We start from the raw sequence: 15,419 nt of genomic DNA on the forward strand, positions 1-15,419 counted from the left end.
GATCATGCAAAAAAAGACCAGAGCTTTTCTAAAATGGGCAGGTGGAAAATATGCCTTGGTGGAAGATATTACCAAGCGCTTGCAAGCCGCAAATGAAGAGGCCGAAACTCTGGTGGAGCCCTTCGTTGGGGCTGGTTCTGTCTTTCTCAACAGTCACTTTAAGCACTACATACTCAATGATATCAATGCGGATCTGATCAACCTATACAAAGAGCTACAACGCACGCCGGATGAGTTCATCAGTGATGCCAAAAAACTGTTTGTGGATCTGAACAACCATTCTGATGCCTACTATGCATATCGTCAGCAATTTAATGAAAGTGTCGACGTATATGAGCGGGCTATTCTGTTTTTATATATGAACCGCCATGGATATAATGGCTTGTGCCGCTATAACCTGAAAGGCATTTTCAATGTGCCGTTTGGAAAATACAAACGTCCCTATTTCCCTGAAAACGAGCTGTATTTCTTTTCAGAAAAAGCACAGCAGGCCACATTTACCTGTCTAAGCTATGAGCAGGTATTTAAACGTATTCCAGACAAAGCCGTGGTGTATTGTGATCCACCCTATGTGCCTTTAAGTAAGACTGCTTCATTTACAGCTTATGCTAAAGGTGGGTTCAATCTGGATGATCAGGCACAACTTGCTAATCTGGCGGAAACGGCTGCATTTGAACAGCATACTCCCGTGCTCATCTCCAACCACGACACTGTGCTGACGCGCAAGATATATAGCCAAGCTAAATTGGATGTCATTCAGGTAAAACGAACCATCAGTCCGAAAGGCACAGGCCGGAATCGGGTTGATGAGTTGATGGCTTTGTATCACGACTAAGCTGTAGACATCTTGCTGTGAACAGCTGGCACTGAGGCTTACGGCTGCGAGAGCACCACTGAATTGACAAACCAAGCCAACACCAGCACCAGTAAAATAACAAAGCAAACGGCGAGAAAGGCAAAGGGCCAAAAGTGTTTTTGGCTGAAGTCGACGCGATATTTGGCTTGGCTTTGCACGCCAAACATCGCAGCAAGTACACTCTGGATGAGTATGAAGAATCGTTCTGTCACGGCGTCCTGGCTCCTGTCTGAACTAAGATACCGATCAGTATAGTGTACAAATACTAACTCGTCTTAACTAAGCGTATTCGTACCCGATTAAAATTGTGAAAACTGATTTGAAGTCTGCTCGTCTGAACCAAGTAACAGTTCAAGCAGGTCCAGATAATGGAATTGCCCGTTACTGCTGCCACCAGTCAGCCAGGCGTACCAGCTGGTGTGTGATTCCAGCTTACATGCATTGGTTTGTGCATGCTGACTCACCTGAGTTGTAGAGCATTGACACATGTCGTGTTTTGCGATTAAGGCATCATCGCCGCTGAACGAAAACACGCCAGCAGACAAGACTACAGCAGCCGTAAGCAAAAGCGTCCGTGTTTTTAGCTGACCTAACATAACCATATCCCCAGTGAATAGTTATCTTTAAATAGTACACTATGGGTGATTATTAAACAATCGCTTTGTCTTGCAAAAGTTGCAATTACTCGCAAATGAGAATGTCATGTGTACCCAACAATCAGGTGTTTTTAGCATTCAGATGGGTTACAGTAGCCCTGACATTTAGTTTCAGGGGGTAGTATGTCGCAGAACAATAATAAATCCGAGTTCTTAATTGCACCGTCCATTTTGTCTGCCGATTTCGCAAAGTTGGGTGAAGACGTCGCCAAAGTATTGGCTGCGGGTGCGGATGTCGTGCACTTTGATGTGATGGACAATCATTATGTCCCCAATTTGACGTTTGGCCCAATGATCTGTGAAGCCTTACGCAATTATGGGATCACCGCCCCAATAGATGTACATTTGATGATCAAACCCGTAGATAGCCTCATCCCCGAATTCGCGAAAGCGGGGGCTGACATTATTACTTTTCACCCAGAAGCCAGTGAGCATATTGACCGCAGTCTGGGTTTGATTAAAGAGCAGGGCTGTGAAGCGGGCTTGGTGCTTAACCCTGCAACACCACTGCATTATCTGGACTATGTCATGGACAAAGTGGATCAGATCCTCCTGATGTCTGTGAATCCGGGTTTTGGTGGCCAGAGTTTTATCCCACAGACATTAGATAAACTGCGTCAGGTACGTGAGCGTATTGATGCCAGCGGTCGGAAAATCCGCCTTGAAGTCGACGGTGGTATTAAAGTCGATAATATCGCTGAGGTTGCGGCAGCAGGTGCGGATATGTTTGTCGCAGGATCGGCTATTTTTAATCAACCAGACTATCGGAAGGTCATTGATGCGATGCGTACAGAGCTCGCTAAGGTGGGCTAATGCGATATCAGGGTATTTTATTTGATCTCGACGGAACACTGGTCGACAGTGCGCATGATTTGTATATGGCACTGAATCTGACGTTAACAGAAGTGGCATTCCCTGTGGTCAGTCGCACTCAGGTGCTTGAGTGGGTGGGTAACGGGATCGATGTATTGGTGCAACGTGGTCTCAGTGGTAGTAATGAGATCAACGCAGAGTTACCGCCGCGTCTGGTGACGGAAGCACAAGAACGCTTTGCCGGACATTATCGGGCGCTGGTTGGTCAGTACTCTTTGCTCTACGCCAATGTCGAAACTGTGCTGGCGGCATTCAGTCATGTTCCAAAGGCTGTTGTGACCAATAAAAGTCGCGAATTTACACTACAATTGCTTGATAACCTGAATTTGAGTACGCACTTTGAGGTGGTGGTGTGTGGCGACGATGGCCCTAAAAAGCCAGCGGCTGAGCCACTGCTGTCTGCCTGCGAGCAACTTAATATTGCACCGCAAGACGCCATCATGGTGGGTGACTCAAAAAGTGATATTCTGGCCGCTCAAGCTGCAAAAATGCCTGTGATTGCACTTAAATATGGGTACAATCAAGGGCTGGACCTGGCGACACTGAATCCACAGTACCTCTGTGAGGGCTTCTTGGATATAATCCCCATTTTAAATCAACCTTAAACTTAGATAGGAGTAAAGGAACACAATGACTAAACCAGTAGTGTTAAGTGGCATTCAGCCAACCGGTGGTATGACAATAGGCAATTATGTGGGTGCCATTAACCAGTGGCTTAAGCTACAGGAAGATCATGATTGTTTCTTTATGCTGGTTGATTTGCATGCTATTACCGTGCGTCAGGAGCCAAGTGCCCTGCGTGAGCGTGTGTTAGATGGTATCGCGCTGTATGCGGCCTGCGGCATTGACCCTGAAAAGTCGGCGCTGTTTGTTCAGTCTCAAGTACCGGAACATGCTCAGTTAGGCTGGGTGCTGAATTGTTATGCGCAAATGGGTGAACTGAACCGTATGACCCAGTTTAAAGACAAGTCGGCTAAGAACACTAACAATGTGAATGTTGGCTTGTTCTCTTACCCGGTATTGCAAGCTGCGGATATTCTGCTGTATCAGGCCGATCAAGTGCCAGTTGGTGAAGATCAGAAGCAGCACCTGGAACTAACTCGTGATATTGCAACACGTTTCAATAACTTGTATGGCGAAGTGTTCAAAGTACCTGAGCCTTATATCCCTGAGCTGGGTGCTCGAGTGATGAGCTTACAAGATCCATTAAAGAAAATGTCTAAGTCTGATGACAATCCAAATGCGTATATTATGCTTTTGGACGAACCAAAGAAGATCGAGAAAAAGCTTAAAAAGGCAGTCACGGATTCTGACGAGCAGGCGCGTATTTACTTTGACCGCGAAGAAAAACCGGGTGTTTCTAACTTGTTGACTCTGTTGTCCGTTGCGACCAAGCGTGATGTGGCTGAGCTGGTACCTGAGTATGAAGACAAAATGTATGGTCACCTGAAAAAAGACACCGCCGATGCGGTTGTGGCCATGCTGGAGCCGATGCAGGCGCGGTTTAGAGAGATCCGTGAAGATCAGGCGCTGCTTGATCAAATTATGCGTAACGGTGCTGAAAAGGCCGGGGCACGTGCAGAAAAAACACTGAAAGCAGCATACGACGCTGTTGGATTTATTCCGCGCCCGTAGCTAACAAGCTATAAAAACAAAAAGCCAGCATATGCTGGCTTTTTGCTGTCTTAGGGGTATACCAATTTGCTTAATTAAGTGTTCTATTTTGAGGCGAGAAAATAGGGTCGATAACCAGGCAAAAATTTTGCTATTTAGCTGTTCTAAATGAGAAATTTTTAACGCCGTTAGCGTCATATTTGCTCCTTCAAATAGAAGAGGTATTAAGTGAAATTGGTATTACATACTACGCCCACACCAGACTATTCTGCCTGCGATACCATGCTGCTGAGCATTGTCGGCCTGTATCTGCCAGGCAGGGTAATCGGGGTTATCACTCACTACGCTGATATGATCCCGATGTTGTATTAAGCGTTTAGCCATTAGGCCATCTTCGGTTTGCAGCACAAATACGCCGCGTTTATTCGCATCACGCTGGCTTAAATCAACCAGAACCATGTCGCCGTGTTGCAGAGTCGGTAGCATACTGTCACCGCGAATAGTCACAAATGCCAGCTGTTCACTATGCACGCCCAGCTGAGTGCTCAACCAGCGCTTATTCAGGGCAAACTGTTCGGTGATGTCTTCACTGCCATTGATGCTACCAAAACCGGCACTGGCTTCAACGTCCAACTTAGGGACCATGAGCATATCCTGTCCAGTAGCTAGCGTGCCATGTTCAACGGGCTGTTCACCTGTAAGTAGCCAGTTTAGATCGATACCAAATAGACTGTACAAATGCTCCAGATAAGCAACAGATGGTCGGCTCAGACCACGGCAAATACGATAAATATGCGACGGTGATTTACCGGTAAGTAGCGCAAACTGACGCTTGTTTCCGGCACTAAACTGGTCGATTAAGGTAATAAACCGACGCGAAAATGCTGTGCTCATGACACCCCATACAGGTTACAACGAAGAAAGGGGTCCAGAGTACTTGTCTCTTAGGAGGGTGTACAGTCTGGGGAGTCTGATTGCCTACTATCTGTCCAGGCATCATGGGCATAGATAATTATTTGTACGATTTTAAACCCGCCAGGTTTAGTTTAACCAGATCGGAACTTCAGGTAGGTGCTTGGTAGGAAGTGCGACAGTTCTATATCTGAATATTCTGCGCTACCGTTTTAGATACTGCCGGGGAGTTGTGCCAAAGTACTTTTTAAATGCGCTGTTAAACGCCGAGCTGGATTCGAAACCCAGTTGCTGGGCAATGACTTGCTGGGTTTCTCCGGCTGTGAGCATCTCCACCGCACGCAGTGCTCTGAGTTTTTGTTTCCATTGACTAAAGCTCATGGCAAAGCTTTTATGAAACAGCCGGTTCAGTGTTCTGGCCGAGGCGCCCACCTGCTCACCCCACTGCTCTAAAGTTCGTGTACAGCCTGGGTTAGAATACAGTTCACTGACAATCGGCAACAGTCGCTGGTCATCCGCCTTGGGAATGAAAAACGCACTGGTGGGCGCCAGCTCCAGTCGATCGATAAACACCTGGATAAAGCGCTCGGTTTTATCATCGAGCAGATAGTCTTCGGGCCAGGTGCAGATGGTCAGGATCATCTCTTTTAGCAGCGCATCAACTACCAGGGTTTTTGCCTGGTCGCCTAATATGGCGGCATACTTTTCATCAATATAAACGCTGCGAAAATGTCCGCCATAACGGCAGAACGTTTCATGTTCCACATTGGGAGGGATCCACAAGGCCTGCTGTGGTGGAATGACGAAAGTGCCCTGCGGTGTGAAAATGCTCATGACTGAATCACTGATATAAGTGATCTGCCCCCAGTGATGGCTGTGTGAGCGCACATGCTCATTGGCGGGCATAGTGGTAGGGCGTGGGAAAATCGGCCTGCCCAGTGTCTTGCGTTTAAAGCGGCTGGACACACTGCGCCAGGAAGCATCTGTCCGATTTGATAAACTTTGTGTCATGATTTCCCATATTAGCCAGCGGGCTTAGCTCCTATACTAACCGGGCCACTAACGGCAATCAATGTGCTTAAGGACTGTAAATGAAAAACCCGACCCGACTCTTTGTGCCGTCTCCAATGAGCTTTATGGTGCTGGCAACCATTGTGATGGCAATGACCTTTTCTGCCTGGAATGCCTTGCTTAATAACTTTGCAATTGAACAGGCTGCGTTTACTGGCGCGCATATTGGCATGTTGCAGTCATTGCGCGAGGTGCCTGGTTTTTTGGCGTTTACGGCGGTGTTTGTGTTGCTGGTGCTGAAGGAGCAAACCTTTGCGCTGGTGAGTTTGTGTTTATTATCAATCGGGGTAGCGCTGACGGGGATTTTCCCCAGTGTGTATGGCCTGTATGCCACAACAGTGCTGATGTCTATTGGCTTTCACTATTTTGAAACGCTTAATCAATTGCTGAGCTTGCAATGGTTTTCTAAGGAAGAAGCGCCGGAGCAGTTAGGTCGGCTGCTGTCTATTAAATCTATGGCCTCTTTGGTCACCTTTGGCCTGATCTGGGTGGCATTCACCTGGCTGGCCACTGATTATGTATGGGTTTATTTGCTCTTCGGCGGTGCCGGACTGGCGCTGACGCTGTTTATGGCAGCAACGCACCCACAATTTGTGCAGCAAGCAACGCAACACAAGAAATTAATTCTGCGCAAGCAATATTCTCTTTATTACATTCTGACTTTTTTCTCCGGTGCTCGTCGTCAGATCTTTATGGTGTTTGCCGGCTTTTTAATGGTTGAAAAGTTTGGTTTTGATGTGGCCGAAATCACTGCGCTGTATATGCTCAACCACGTTGTGAACATTTTTGTCGCGCCGAAAATCGGTCAGATGATCAACCGCATTGGAGAGCAAAAGGCGCTGACATTGGAATATTCAGGATTAATATTGGTATTTGTGGGTTATGCACTGGTGGAGTCAGCCCAGCTGGCGGCTGTGCTGTATGTTGTGGACCATATCTTTTTTGCCATGGCCATTGCACTGAAAACCTACTTCCAGAAAATTGCTCAGCCAGAGGATATTGCGGCCACTGCGGGCGTCAGCTTTACCATCAACCATATTGCCGCTGTGGTGATCCCGGCCAGCTTTGGTGTGGTGTGGTTGTATGATCAGTCTCTGGTGTTCTATTTTGGTGCGGCATTGGCGGGTTGCTCCTTGGTACTGAGTCAGTTTATTACGCCGCACTTGAAGCGCGTGGCTGCCTGAGGGAAAGCCGCCCATCGCGGGCGGCTCAATTGAACGAAAAAGTATCGATTTAAAGGGCTTTAAAGCGGATAGCCGTGCCGCCACTGGTGGCCAGCTTCAGCGTTAAGGTATCCTGTGCCGTGACAATCTGTTTTTGAATGCTCAGATCATAGGGGTTGTGTTTCCACTCAGCCTTGGGGCCATCCTGATAGATCTGGGCTTCGAAGCGCTGGCCCGGCTCAAGGAAATCGAGTTTTACGTCAATGCTTCTGGCCTGCTCATCGGTGATGGCGCCTAAATACCAGTCTTTACCTGAGTATTTGCCGCGCTTGCGCTCTTTACGGGCAAAGACCACATAATCTCCCACTTCTCCAGCCAGCGCGACACTGTGTTCCCAGTCTGCCGGCACGTCTTTGATAAACTGGAAGGCATCAGCTCTGGCCAGGTAGTTTTCCGGCAAGTCGGCAGCCATTTGTACCGGGCTGTAAAGGACCACATAAAGGGCCAGTTGTTTTGCCAGGGTGGTTTGTGGCCGGTTGGTTTTATCGCCCAAACCATTAAAGCTCATATCAAAAATGCCGGGTGTGAAGTCCATAGGGCCAGACAACATGCGCGTATAGGCCAGCATAGTGGTATGCTCGGGCGGGTTAGGCGGGGTGCCCCAGGCGTTAAACTCCTGACCACGCGCACCCTCACGGGTCAGCCAGTTTGGATAGGTACGACGCAACCCGGTGTCCTTAATTGGCTCATGGGTATTGATGCTGATCTTATGTTTGGCTGCCAGTTTCACATTGTCCAGATACTCATTGACCATAAACTGGCCGTCGTGCCATTCAAAACGGGCATGGCCACGTTCATCAATGCGTTTGATGTTGCCACCATCAGCCACGTAGCCAGTTTTTACTTGTCGGACACCTGCTTTTTCATACAGGGCAAAAGCGTCGGCCATTTGGTCACGATAGTTGCTGACGTTACCTGACGTTTCATGATGACCGATCAGGCGGGCACCCACCTGTTTGCCATGGGCTGCAATGGCATCAAGGTCAAAATCCGGGTAAGCTTCGGTAAAGCTGAATACATCACCATTAAAGAACCAGTCTCCGTCCCAGCCGGTATTCCAGCCTTCCACCAGTACACCATCAAAACCATGCTCTGCGGCAAAGCTCAGATATTCTTTGGTACGCTCTGTGGTCGCGCCATGTTTGTCACCACTGCCCCAGGTGTTTTTGCCGATGTGCATACCCCACCAGATCCCCAAATATTTACCTGGTTCTACCCAGGAAACATCGCCTAACTTATTAGGTTCGTTAAGGTTCAGGATCAGGCGAGAGTTTAGCAAGTCAGTAGCGTCTGCACCTATCTGAATCGTCCGCCAGGGGGTTTTAAACTGGCCGTTAGTTTTAACTGCAATACCATCTGACCAGGGCGTCAGGTCGCTGATAAAGGTGCCCGGACGGCGCTGGTTCAGGGTCATCGCAGCATAGTCAACCAAAGCGGCTTCGTGAATGCTGATGTGAACACCGTCTTTGTTCTTCAAAGTAAAGGGGGTGTGGACATGAGCCGCATCGTGTAGTGCCGTGGTGTTGTAGGTGTACTCATAGCGGTTCCAGCCACGAGCCGGGATCCACCAGGCATTGGCTTTATTACTGTCTGCAACAGCAAACTCCGTCAGTTCACGGGTGATATAGCGGGCTGAGTCTGCTGCGACTTCATATCTAAAGCCTACACCGTCGTCAAATACTCGTACTCTGAACGTATACTGTGTTTGCTTTGATTGATTGTCTGCCAAAGTTACAACCAGTTCGTTATGATGATCTCGGACTTCTCGTGCTTCACCCCAGGGTTGTTGCCAGTGTTCATCCGCGCTATTACGTTGAGTGCTGATGATAGTCAGGCCATCACGCAACGATGGTGCCCGGGCAAAGTCAAACCCCAGCTTGGAGGGGGCGATTACCGCCTTGTTGTTGAACGTGATCTGATAGCTAGGTTGGGTATTATCATCGCTGATCTGAAAGGTCAGTTTACCGTCGGGGGAGCTAACACTGTGTGTCGCAGCCTGCGTCGCACCGGTAAATAAACCGGCGACCAACGTGGCGGCAATGCCTGTTGCTGAGAAGACTAATCGCATAAACTATCTCGGTTGCAAATTTGAGTGAGCGTTTAGCATACTGTTATCTTCAATGGGGGATGAACTTTCTGCATACGTATTCAGTTTGAAAATGCGATGAATGGAAACTAACAGTCGTCCGGTCTACATCTGTGGCCTATACTAAATTCATGCAGCAAGGAACTTTCAGGCAATGATTCAATTAAAACATATTCTTAGTACTGCTTTGGCTGCTTTAGCTCTGGCCTCAATCTGTGTGTCTGCTGCGAGTGGGCAGGTCTCGGTGCATTTGGTAGATAAGCAGGGAAAGGCACTGCCCGGTGCGGCTGTATGGTTAACAGGTCAGGGGCTGAGCGCTGATCAGGCGGTGTTAAAGCAAAGCTATAAAATGGGTCAGAAGGACCGAGCTTTTACACCACATTTACTGATTGTGCCTAAGCAAGCCGAAGTGTCTTTCCCTAATTACGACTCCATTTTGCATCATGTTTACTCCTTCTCTCCTGCGAAAACTTTTGAATTTAAATTGTATCGTGATCAGCCGCAGGCCCTGACTTTTTCAGCTACCGGTGCCGTGGAGCTAGGCTGCAATATTCACGACTGGATGCTGGGTTATATTCTGGTGGTTGACTCTACGCACTTTGCTGTGACTGACGAGCAGGGGATCGCGCGTATCTCGCTCCCTGCTGCGCAACTTAACGATGTGGTATTAAAAGTCTGGCATGAGGGATTTATGGATTTGGATAGTCCAGAAAGCAACTCGCTATCGGCGGTAAAACCTGGCGATAAGATTAGTATTCAATTGAATCAGGCACTTGGCATGTTTCAGGACGATTTCAGCGATGAGTTTGATGATTATGAATAAACCATTTCAATGGCTGTTATTGGCCGGGTTTAATGCGGTGGCTATCAACGCTGCACAGGCGCAAGGCTTTCAGTACAAAGGGGCTATTCAGGCCAGTTGGCAAAGCAGTAGTGAGCATGCAGCCTGGTATAACCGGGGTGTGGCAGTTAATCGTTTTGGCACTGAGTCAGAGCGAGTCAACTTGAGCCGTGGCGTACTCGATCTGCGTACAGAGTTAGGGAGCAAATGGTCACTGTTAGCCAGTGCACAATATGTCCCCGACCCTGATAACAAAGCCGGATTTACTGAATTATTTGCCCAATACCATACCCTGAATAAAGGACCCTGGCAGTGGCAAGGTCGGGTAGGCGGGTTTTATCCCAGAATGTCACTGGAAAACCCGGATATAGGCTGGTCATCTCCCTATAACTACAGCTACAGTGCGATTAATGCCTGGCTGGGTGAGGAGATCAGAACCTTTGGTACAGAAGTGAGCTTTAAACGCAGTGACAGCCGATTACCGAGAAGACAGCGTAGCGGTCATAACTGGGAGTTAGTCGGCGCCTTGTATAAAGGCAATGATCCGGCCGGGACTTTGCTGGCCTGGCGTGGCTGGGCCGTGCACGACCGACAGAGTGTATTCAACGAAGCCATTGCGTTTGCTCCCATTAACGCCTTAAACGCACCGCCGCTTGCGAAACAGGCGTGGCGGACAGAGCCATTTACTGAGGTAGATGGTCGGTTTGGCTACTACCTTGGTGCACACTGGGATTATCAGAAGCGTCACACTGTGCGCCTGTATTGGTACGATAATAATGGCGACCCCAGTGTATTAAACTATCACACGGGGCAGTATGCCTGGGATACCAAGTTTTACAGTGCGGCTTATCGTTATAAGATCACTCGCGCTACGCATCTTATTATGCAGGCTATGGCCGGTAATACGGCAATGGGGATTAAACGTGGGATTGATAACGACTTCAGCAGTCAGTTTGTTCTGCTGACTCATAAATGGCAGGACTATCGCATCAGTGGCAGGCTGGAGCAGTTTGATGTCAAAGACAGAGACTTCTGGGAGTTTGACCCGAATACCAGCGAAGGCGGTGCGATTACTGTGACCGGGCGCTGGCAGGTATCTGAGCGTTGGCATGTTGGTATGGAATTCCAATACCTGGAATCTAAGGTGGCAAACCGAGCCGACTTTAATCTACCGACGCGACAAATTGAACAATTGTGGCGCGTTAGTGGTGAGCTGCGCTTTTAACAGCGCAGCCAGAAAATACATCCGGATTAGTCACACAGGCGGTTTAAACCATTGAGGGCTGCAACCCGGTAGGCTTCGGCCATGGTCGGGTAGTTGAAGGTGGTATTGACGAAATACTCGACATTATTCCCTTTACCTTTTTGCTCCATAATGGCCTGGCCAATGTGGACAATCTCTGAAGCACGTTCGCCAAAACAGTGGATCCCGAGTATTTCTTTGCTTTCCGCATGAAATAACAGCTTGAGAGAGCCGACTTCGGTGCCGGTGATCTGTGAGCGTGCCAGGTGTTTGAACTGGGCACGGCCGACTTCATAGGGGATTTTTGCGGCGGTGAGTTGTTGCTCGGTTTTACCCACTGAGCTCATTTCCGGGATGGTGTAAATACCGGTTGGAATGTCGGTAATTAAACGGTCATCACACTTACCATGTACAATGGCATGGGCGGCAATTCGGCCCTGATCAAAGGCGGCACTGGCAAGACTTGGGTATCCAATGACATCACCTACGGCATACACATTGTCTATTTCAGTCTGATAATGCTCATTGACTTTGAGCTGGCCACGACCGTCCGCTTTGAGGCCAATAGCATCCAAATTTAGCGCATCGGTATTACCCGTTCGACCATTGGCCCACAATATGCAATCTGCTTTGACCTTTTTACCAGATTGAAGATGCAAAACCACGCCTTTATCCTGGGTTTCAACCTTGGCAAATTCTTCATTGTGACGGATCACGATACCACTGTTCCAGAAGTGATAACTCAGTGCATCTGATATTTCATCATCCATGAACGACAGCAGTCGGTCACGGGTATTGATAAGGTCAACTTTGGCGCCTAAGCCTTTAAATATAGACGCATACTCACAGCCAATAACCCCGGCACCATAAACCAGCACACGCTGCGGGTTGTGGGTTAAATCTAATATTGTGTCACTGTCATAGACACGCGGATGATCGAAATCGACACCGGGTGGGCGATAAGGGCGAGATCCGGTTGCAATGACGATGGTTTGTGCGGTCAGCAATTCCTTAGAGCCATCCAGATGCTGTACCTGGATCGTATGCGCGTCAACAAAGGTGGCATCTCCCTGATAGAGATGGATCCGGTTACGGTCGTAAAAGCTGGAACGCAGGCTCGATTGTTTGCTGATCACATCACTGGCATGATGCAGGATATCCTGAAAAGTCAGTCGCTGCGGACGTTCACTGAAGCGAAACAAGGGGTTGGCTTTGTATTCGATTAAACGGCTGACGGAGTGGCGCAGCGCCTTGGATGGGATAGTGCCCCAGTGCACACAGCCACCTCCTACGTCTTTTTGTCGCTCAATGACAGCGACCTTGCGGTTGCTTTTGGACAGGTTCATGGCTGCACCTTCACCGCCAGGGCCCGTACCAATGATGATAGCATCATATTGGTAGGATATGTTTTGACGGGGTGCTTTTGTGGAGGTTTTCTTAGTCACGGCCTCACCTTTAATAATGACTTGTGAGGCCGTGTCTGGGTTAGCTGGTGGCGCCCTTTAACAACCTCGAGTTTAATGCCAGCCATGCTTGCTTTTGTGTCTGCCAAGCCTGTTCCAGTTCTTGATACTGTTTTAACAGGGCAGATTGCTCGCATTGTTCACGCATGGCATGCTTTTTCGTTTCCAGTACCTGTTTTTGCACAGCACAGAAGTGCTGAAGCTTTTTCAGCAGCAAATCATACTCTTGTTGTAACAATGTAAGCTTATCCTGCGCCAAAGGCAATTTCGCCAGGGTAACTTTAGTCTTATTCAACAAGGTTTCTGCTTTGGCTTTTTCGATCCGTTCAATGGGCGTGCGTTTGAGTTTACTGGCCAGGCCCAGATAAGAAAGACCGCGGATCATCCATTTAGTTGGATCATAATGATACCAGCGAATGCCATTACGATAGTCACTGGCAAAAATATGGTGGAAGTTATGGTAGCCCTCACCATAGGTGAGCAAGGCCAGAAAGCCATTGTCCCGGGCAGTGTTTTTCTCGGTGTAAGGGCGTTTGCCCCAGATATGGGCGAGTGAGTTGATGAAGAAGGTAAAGTGCTGGCTGAGCACCAGACGCAACACACCTGCCAACAGCAGCATGCCAAATACGTCTCCCAATATCAGGCCCAGCATCAGCGGGATACCAATATTAGTTAACAGGACTAATTTGAGGTAGTGTTTGTGTTGCCACATCACAATCTTATTGCGCTGCAGGTCGCGGGCGTTGCTGTAATCACCATAGCTTTCACCTTGATAGTCTCTGAGCATCCAGCCGATATGGCTGTACCAGAACCCGCGCGTCGCCGCATAGGGGTCTTTTACGGGATCGTCTACCTGGCCGTGGTGAACCCTATGGTCACTGCTCCAGTGTAGTGCACTGTTTTGCAGCGCAAAGGCGCCGCCAAGCGCAAAAAACACCTGAATAGCAGGATGGGCATCGTAGGCTTTATGTGCCCACAGACGATGGTAACCTGCGGTAATCGACATACCGGCATAAAACATACAGCCCACAAAAGCAATCCAGTGGGTGGTTGTATAGCCATACTCAAAGCCATACCAGGGCACTAAAGTAATTGCAGCAAGAAAGGACAGACTAAAGAACAAAACATTAGTCCACAATAAAGGGGGTTTTTTCATCTTTTAAAATCTCAGCGTACACTTGTACGCTAAAATAGTATTTCAAAGTTGCGCCGTCAAGTATTAGACTGCCCCTAATGTTGATCTGAGCTAATAAATTATAGGAACTGTGACCATGTCAGGTGTTCGTGCCCAGCAAAAACAAAAGACCCGCCAGGCGCTGATTGAGGCGGCGTTTAATCAGCTCAGTGCCGAGCACAGCTTTACCAACCTCAGTTTGCGGGAAGTCGCTCGGGAAGCCGGTATTGCACCTACCTCCTTCTATCGTCATTTTAAAGATATGAATGAGCTTGGATTGACAATGGTCGATGAAGCAGGCCTGACCTTGCGCCAACTGATGCGTCAGGCGCGGCGCCGAATTGCCAAAGGAGGTGGAAGTGTGATCCATACTTCGGTGCTGACCTTTATGGAATTTATCGAAACTTCCAGTAACCAGTTTCGTTTATTACTACGTGAACGCTCAGGGACTTCACCCGCATTCAGAGCTGCGGTGGCCAGAGAGATTAAACACTTTATTATGGAGCTGTCGCATTATCTGGAAACAGAAACCCTTGTGATGCGAATCATGCCTATATGCAAGCAGAAGCCATGGTAACTCTGGTTTTCAGCTCCGGGGCGGAAGCACTCGACCAGGATGCCCAACAACGTGCAGAGCTGACCGAGCGGTTGATCTGGCAACTCAGATATATAGTGAAAGGGGCCTCGGGTTATCAAAAAGAGAGTCAGTCACAGACTGCACCAAAAGTGGCTGGCCAGTAGCTGCCAACCTCAGTCTTTAGGCCTGATAAAAGGCGGCAAATTAAGTTTGACTATGAAATCACAAGGATAGCGCAGTATGCTACTTATGATAGACAATTATGATTCATTTACGTTCAATTTAGTGCAATATTTTCAACGCCTTGACCAGGAAGTTGTGGTACATCGCAACGACACTCTTTCGGTTGCAGATATTCGTGCACTTAATCCGGACCACATTGTGATTTCACCAGGGCCGTGCTCACCTAATGAAGCAGGTATTTCACTCTCTGTGGTTGATGCGTTTGGGGGTCAAATTCCAATTCTGGGATCTGTCTTGGTCATCAAACCATAGCACAGGCACTTGGGGCGAAAGTCGTGCGGGCGAAGCAAGTGATGCATGGCAAAACCTCAATGCTGGTGCATAACCAAGGGGGATCTTTTAATGGATTGCCTGAGCGATTTGAGGTGTGCCGATATCATTCGCTGGTGGTGCAGCAGAATAGTTTACCAGACTCGCTTGAAGTGACAGCCTGGACGCAAAATACGGCGGGCGAACTAGATGAAATCATGGGCTTATGCCATACTGAGCGAGCGTTGGAAGGTGTTCAGTTCCACCCTGAAGCCATTCTTACCGAGCATGGCCTGCAGCTACTTGATAACTTTATAAGTCGCTTCTAACCTTAAAAA

The 15,419-nt window shown here is 48.4% G+C and carries 14 protein-coding genes and 2 pseudogenes; 9 read left to right on the forward strand and 7 right to left on the reverse strand.

What is annotated here, in order from left to right; translation table 11 throughout:
• Positions 1 to 4: 4 nt before the first annotated feature.
• A complete protein-coding gene (locus ELR70_RS05925; RefSeq protein ID WP_054016962.1) occupies positions 5 to 835 on the forward strand; it encodes a Dam family site-specific DNA-(adenine-N6)-methyltransferase in 831 nt (276 codons plus the stop codon).
• 38 nt (positions 836 to 873) lie between these two features.
• On the opposite strand, the gene ELR70_RS05930 is transcribed toward ELR70_RS05925, so the two are convergent.
• Both ELR70_RS05930 and ELR70_RS05935 read right to left on the reverse strand, forming a co-directional pair.
• On the reverse strand, positions 874 to 1,068 hold the full coding sequence (locus tag ELR70_RS05930; RefSeq protein WP_054016961.1) for a DUF2970 domain-containing protein: 195 nt from the start codon (positions 1,066 to 1,068) through the stop codon (positions 874 to 876).
• A gap of 87 nt (positions 1,069 to 1,155) precedes the next feature.
• The gene (locus tag ELR70_RS05935) at positions 1,156 to 1,452 is read right to left on the reverse strand and encodes a hypothetical protein (RefSeq protein ID WP_054017022.1); all 297 of its coding nucleotides are present in this window, start codon (positions 1,450 to 1,452) and stop codon (positions 1,156 to 1,158) included.
• Positions 1,453 to 1,635: 183 nt separating this feature from the next.
• Here ELR70_RS05935 and rpe point away from each other — a divergent pair, with 183 nt between their 5' ends.
• From rpe to trpS, 3 genes are read left to right on the forward strand one after another with little or no spacing between them, the layout of a single operon-like run.
• Positions 1,636 to 2,325, forward strand: coding sequence for a ribulose-phosphate 3-epimerase (rpe, locus tag ELR70_RS05940; protein ID WP_054016960.1), 690 nt, complete (start codon positions 1,636 to 1,638; stop codon positions 2,323 to 2,325).
• On the forward strand, positions 2,325 to 2,990 hold the full coding sequence (locus ELR70_RS05945; protein ID WP_054016959.1) for an HAD family hydrolase: 666 nt from the start codon (positions 2,325 to 2,327) through the stop codon (positions 2,988 to 2,990). Before rpe ends, ELR70_RS05945 begins: the two co-directional genes overlap by 1 nt.
• 25 nt (positions 2,991 to 3,015) lie before the next feature.
• Positions 3,016 to 4,020 (forward strand): tryptophan--tRNA ligase, encoded by a 1,005-nt coding sequence (gene trpS, locus ELR70_RS05950; RefSeq protein ID WP_054016958.1) that lies wholly within the window; start codon positions 3,016 to 3,018, stop codon positions 4,018 to 4,020.
• A gap of 219 nt (positions 4,021 to 4,239) precedes the next feature.
• Here trpS and ELR70_RS05960 read toward each other — a convergent pair whose 3' ends face one another.
• Together ELR70_RS05960 and ELR70_RS05965 are read right to left on the reverse strand one after the other, a co-directional pair.
• Positions 4,240 to 4,893 carry an XRE family transcriptional regulator gene (locus ELR70_RS05960; protein ID WP_054016956.1) on the reverse strand — a complete coding sequence of 218 codons (654 nt, stop codon included), beginning with the start codon at positions 4,891 to 4,893 and terminating at the stop codon, positions 4,240 to 4,242.
• A 222-nt stretch (positions 4,894 to 5,115) separates the two neighbouring features.
• Positions 5,116 to 5,922 carry a helix-turn-helix transcriptional regulator gene (locus tag ELR70_RS05965; RefSeq protein ID WP_054016955.1) on the reverse strand — a complete coding sequence of 269 codons (807 nt, stop codon included), beginning with the start codon at positions 5,920 to 5,922 and terminating at the stop codon, positions 5,116 to 5,118.
• 80 nt (positions 5,923 to 6,002) lie between these two features.
• On the opposite strand from ELR70_RS05965, the gene ELR70_RS05970 reads away from it, so the two are divergent.
• Complete coding sequence (locus ELR70_RS05970; protein ID WP_054016954.1) at positions 6,003 to 7,166, forward strand: MFS transporter; 1,164 nt, start codon at positions 6,003 to 6,005, stop codon at positions 7,164 to 7,166.
• A gap of 49 nt (positions 7,167 to 7,215) precedes the next feature.
• Here the strand turns inward: ELR70_RS05970 and ELR70_RS05975 are convergent, their stop codons facing one another.
• Positions 7,216 to 9,273 carry a glycoside hydrolase family 97 protein gene (locus ELR70_RS05975; RefSeq protein ID WP_054016953.1) on the reverse strand — a complete coding sequence of 686 codons (2,058 nt, stop codon included), beginning with the start codon at positions 9,271 to 9,273 and terminating at the stop codon, positions 7,216 to 7,218.
• Positions 9,274 to 9,445: 172 nt separating this feature from the next.
• Here ELR70_RS05975 and ELR70_RS05980 point away from each other — a divergent pair, with 172 nt between their 5' ends.
• Both ELR70_RS05980 and ELR70_RS05985 read left to right on the forward strand, forming a co-directional pair.
• Entirely contained in the window at positions 9,446 to 10,114 is a 669-nt protein-coding gene (locus tag ELR70_RS05980) for a methylamine utilization protein (protein ID WP_054016952.1), read from the forward strand.
• Complete coding sequence (locus ELR70_RS05985; RefSeq protein ID WP_235577135.1) at positions 10,107 to 11,357, forward strand: hypothetical protein; 1,251 nt, start codon at positions 10,107 to 10,109, stop codon at positions 11,355 to 11,357. The genes ELR70_RS05980 and ELR70_RS05985 overlap by 8 nt, the downstream gene beginning before the upstream one ends.
• Positions 11,358 to 11,383: 26 nt before the next feature.
• On the opposite strand, the gene sthA is transcribed toward ELR70_RS05985, so the two are convergent.
• Positions 11,384 to 12,781 carry a Si-specific NAD(P)(+) transhydrogenase gene (sthA, locus tag ELR70_RS05990; protein ID WP_054017020.1) on the reverse strand — a complete coding sequence of 466 codons (1,398 nt, stop codon included), beginning with the start codon at positions 12,779 to 12,781 and terminating at the stop codon, positions 11,384 to 11,386.
• A gap of 79 nt (positions 12,782 to 12,860) precedes the next feature.
• A complete protein-coding gene (locus tag ELR70_RS05995; RefSeq protein WP_054016951.1) occupies positions 12,861 to 13,994 on the reverse strand; it encodes a fatty acid desaturase in 1,134 nt (377 codons plus the stop codon).
• A gap of 115 nt (positions 13,995 to 14,109) precedes the next feature.
• On the opposite strand from ELR70_RS05995, the pseudogene fabR reads away from it, so the two are divergent.
• Positions 14,110 to 14,753, forward strand: a pseudogene (fabR, locus tag ELR70_RS06000) (HTH-type transcriptional repressor FabR).
• Positions 14,754 to 14,829: 76 nt separating this feature from the next.
• Positions 14,830 to 15,410 (forward strand): annotated as a pseudogene (locus ELR70_RS06005) (aminodeoxychorismate/anthranilate synthase component II).
• Positions 15,411 to 15,419: the final 9 nt, after the last annotated feature.

It is taken from the genome of Pseudoalteromonas sp. R3, assembly GCF_004014715.1.
Taxonomy (GTDB): Bacteria; Pseudomonadota; Gammaproteobacteria; order Enterobacterales; family Alteromonadaceae; genus Pseudoalteromonas.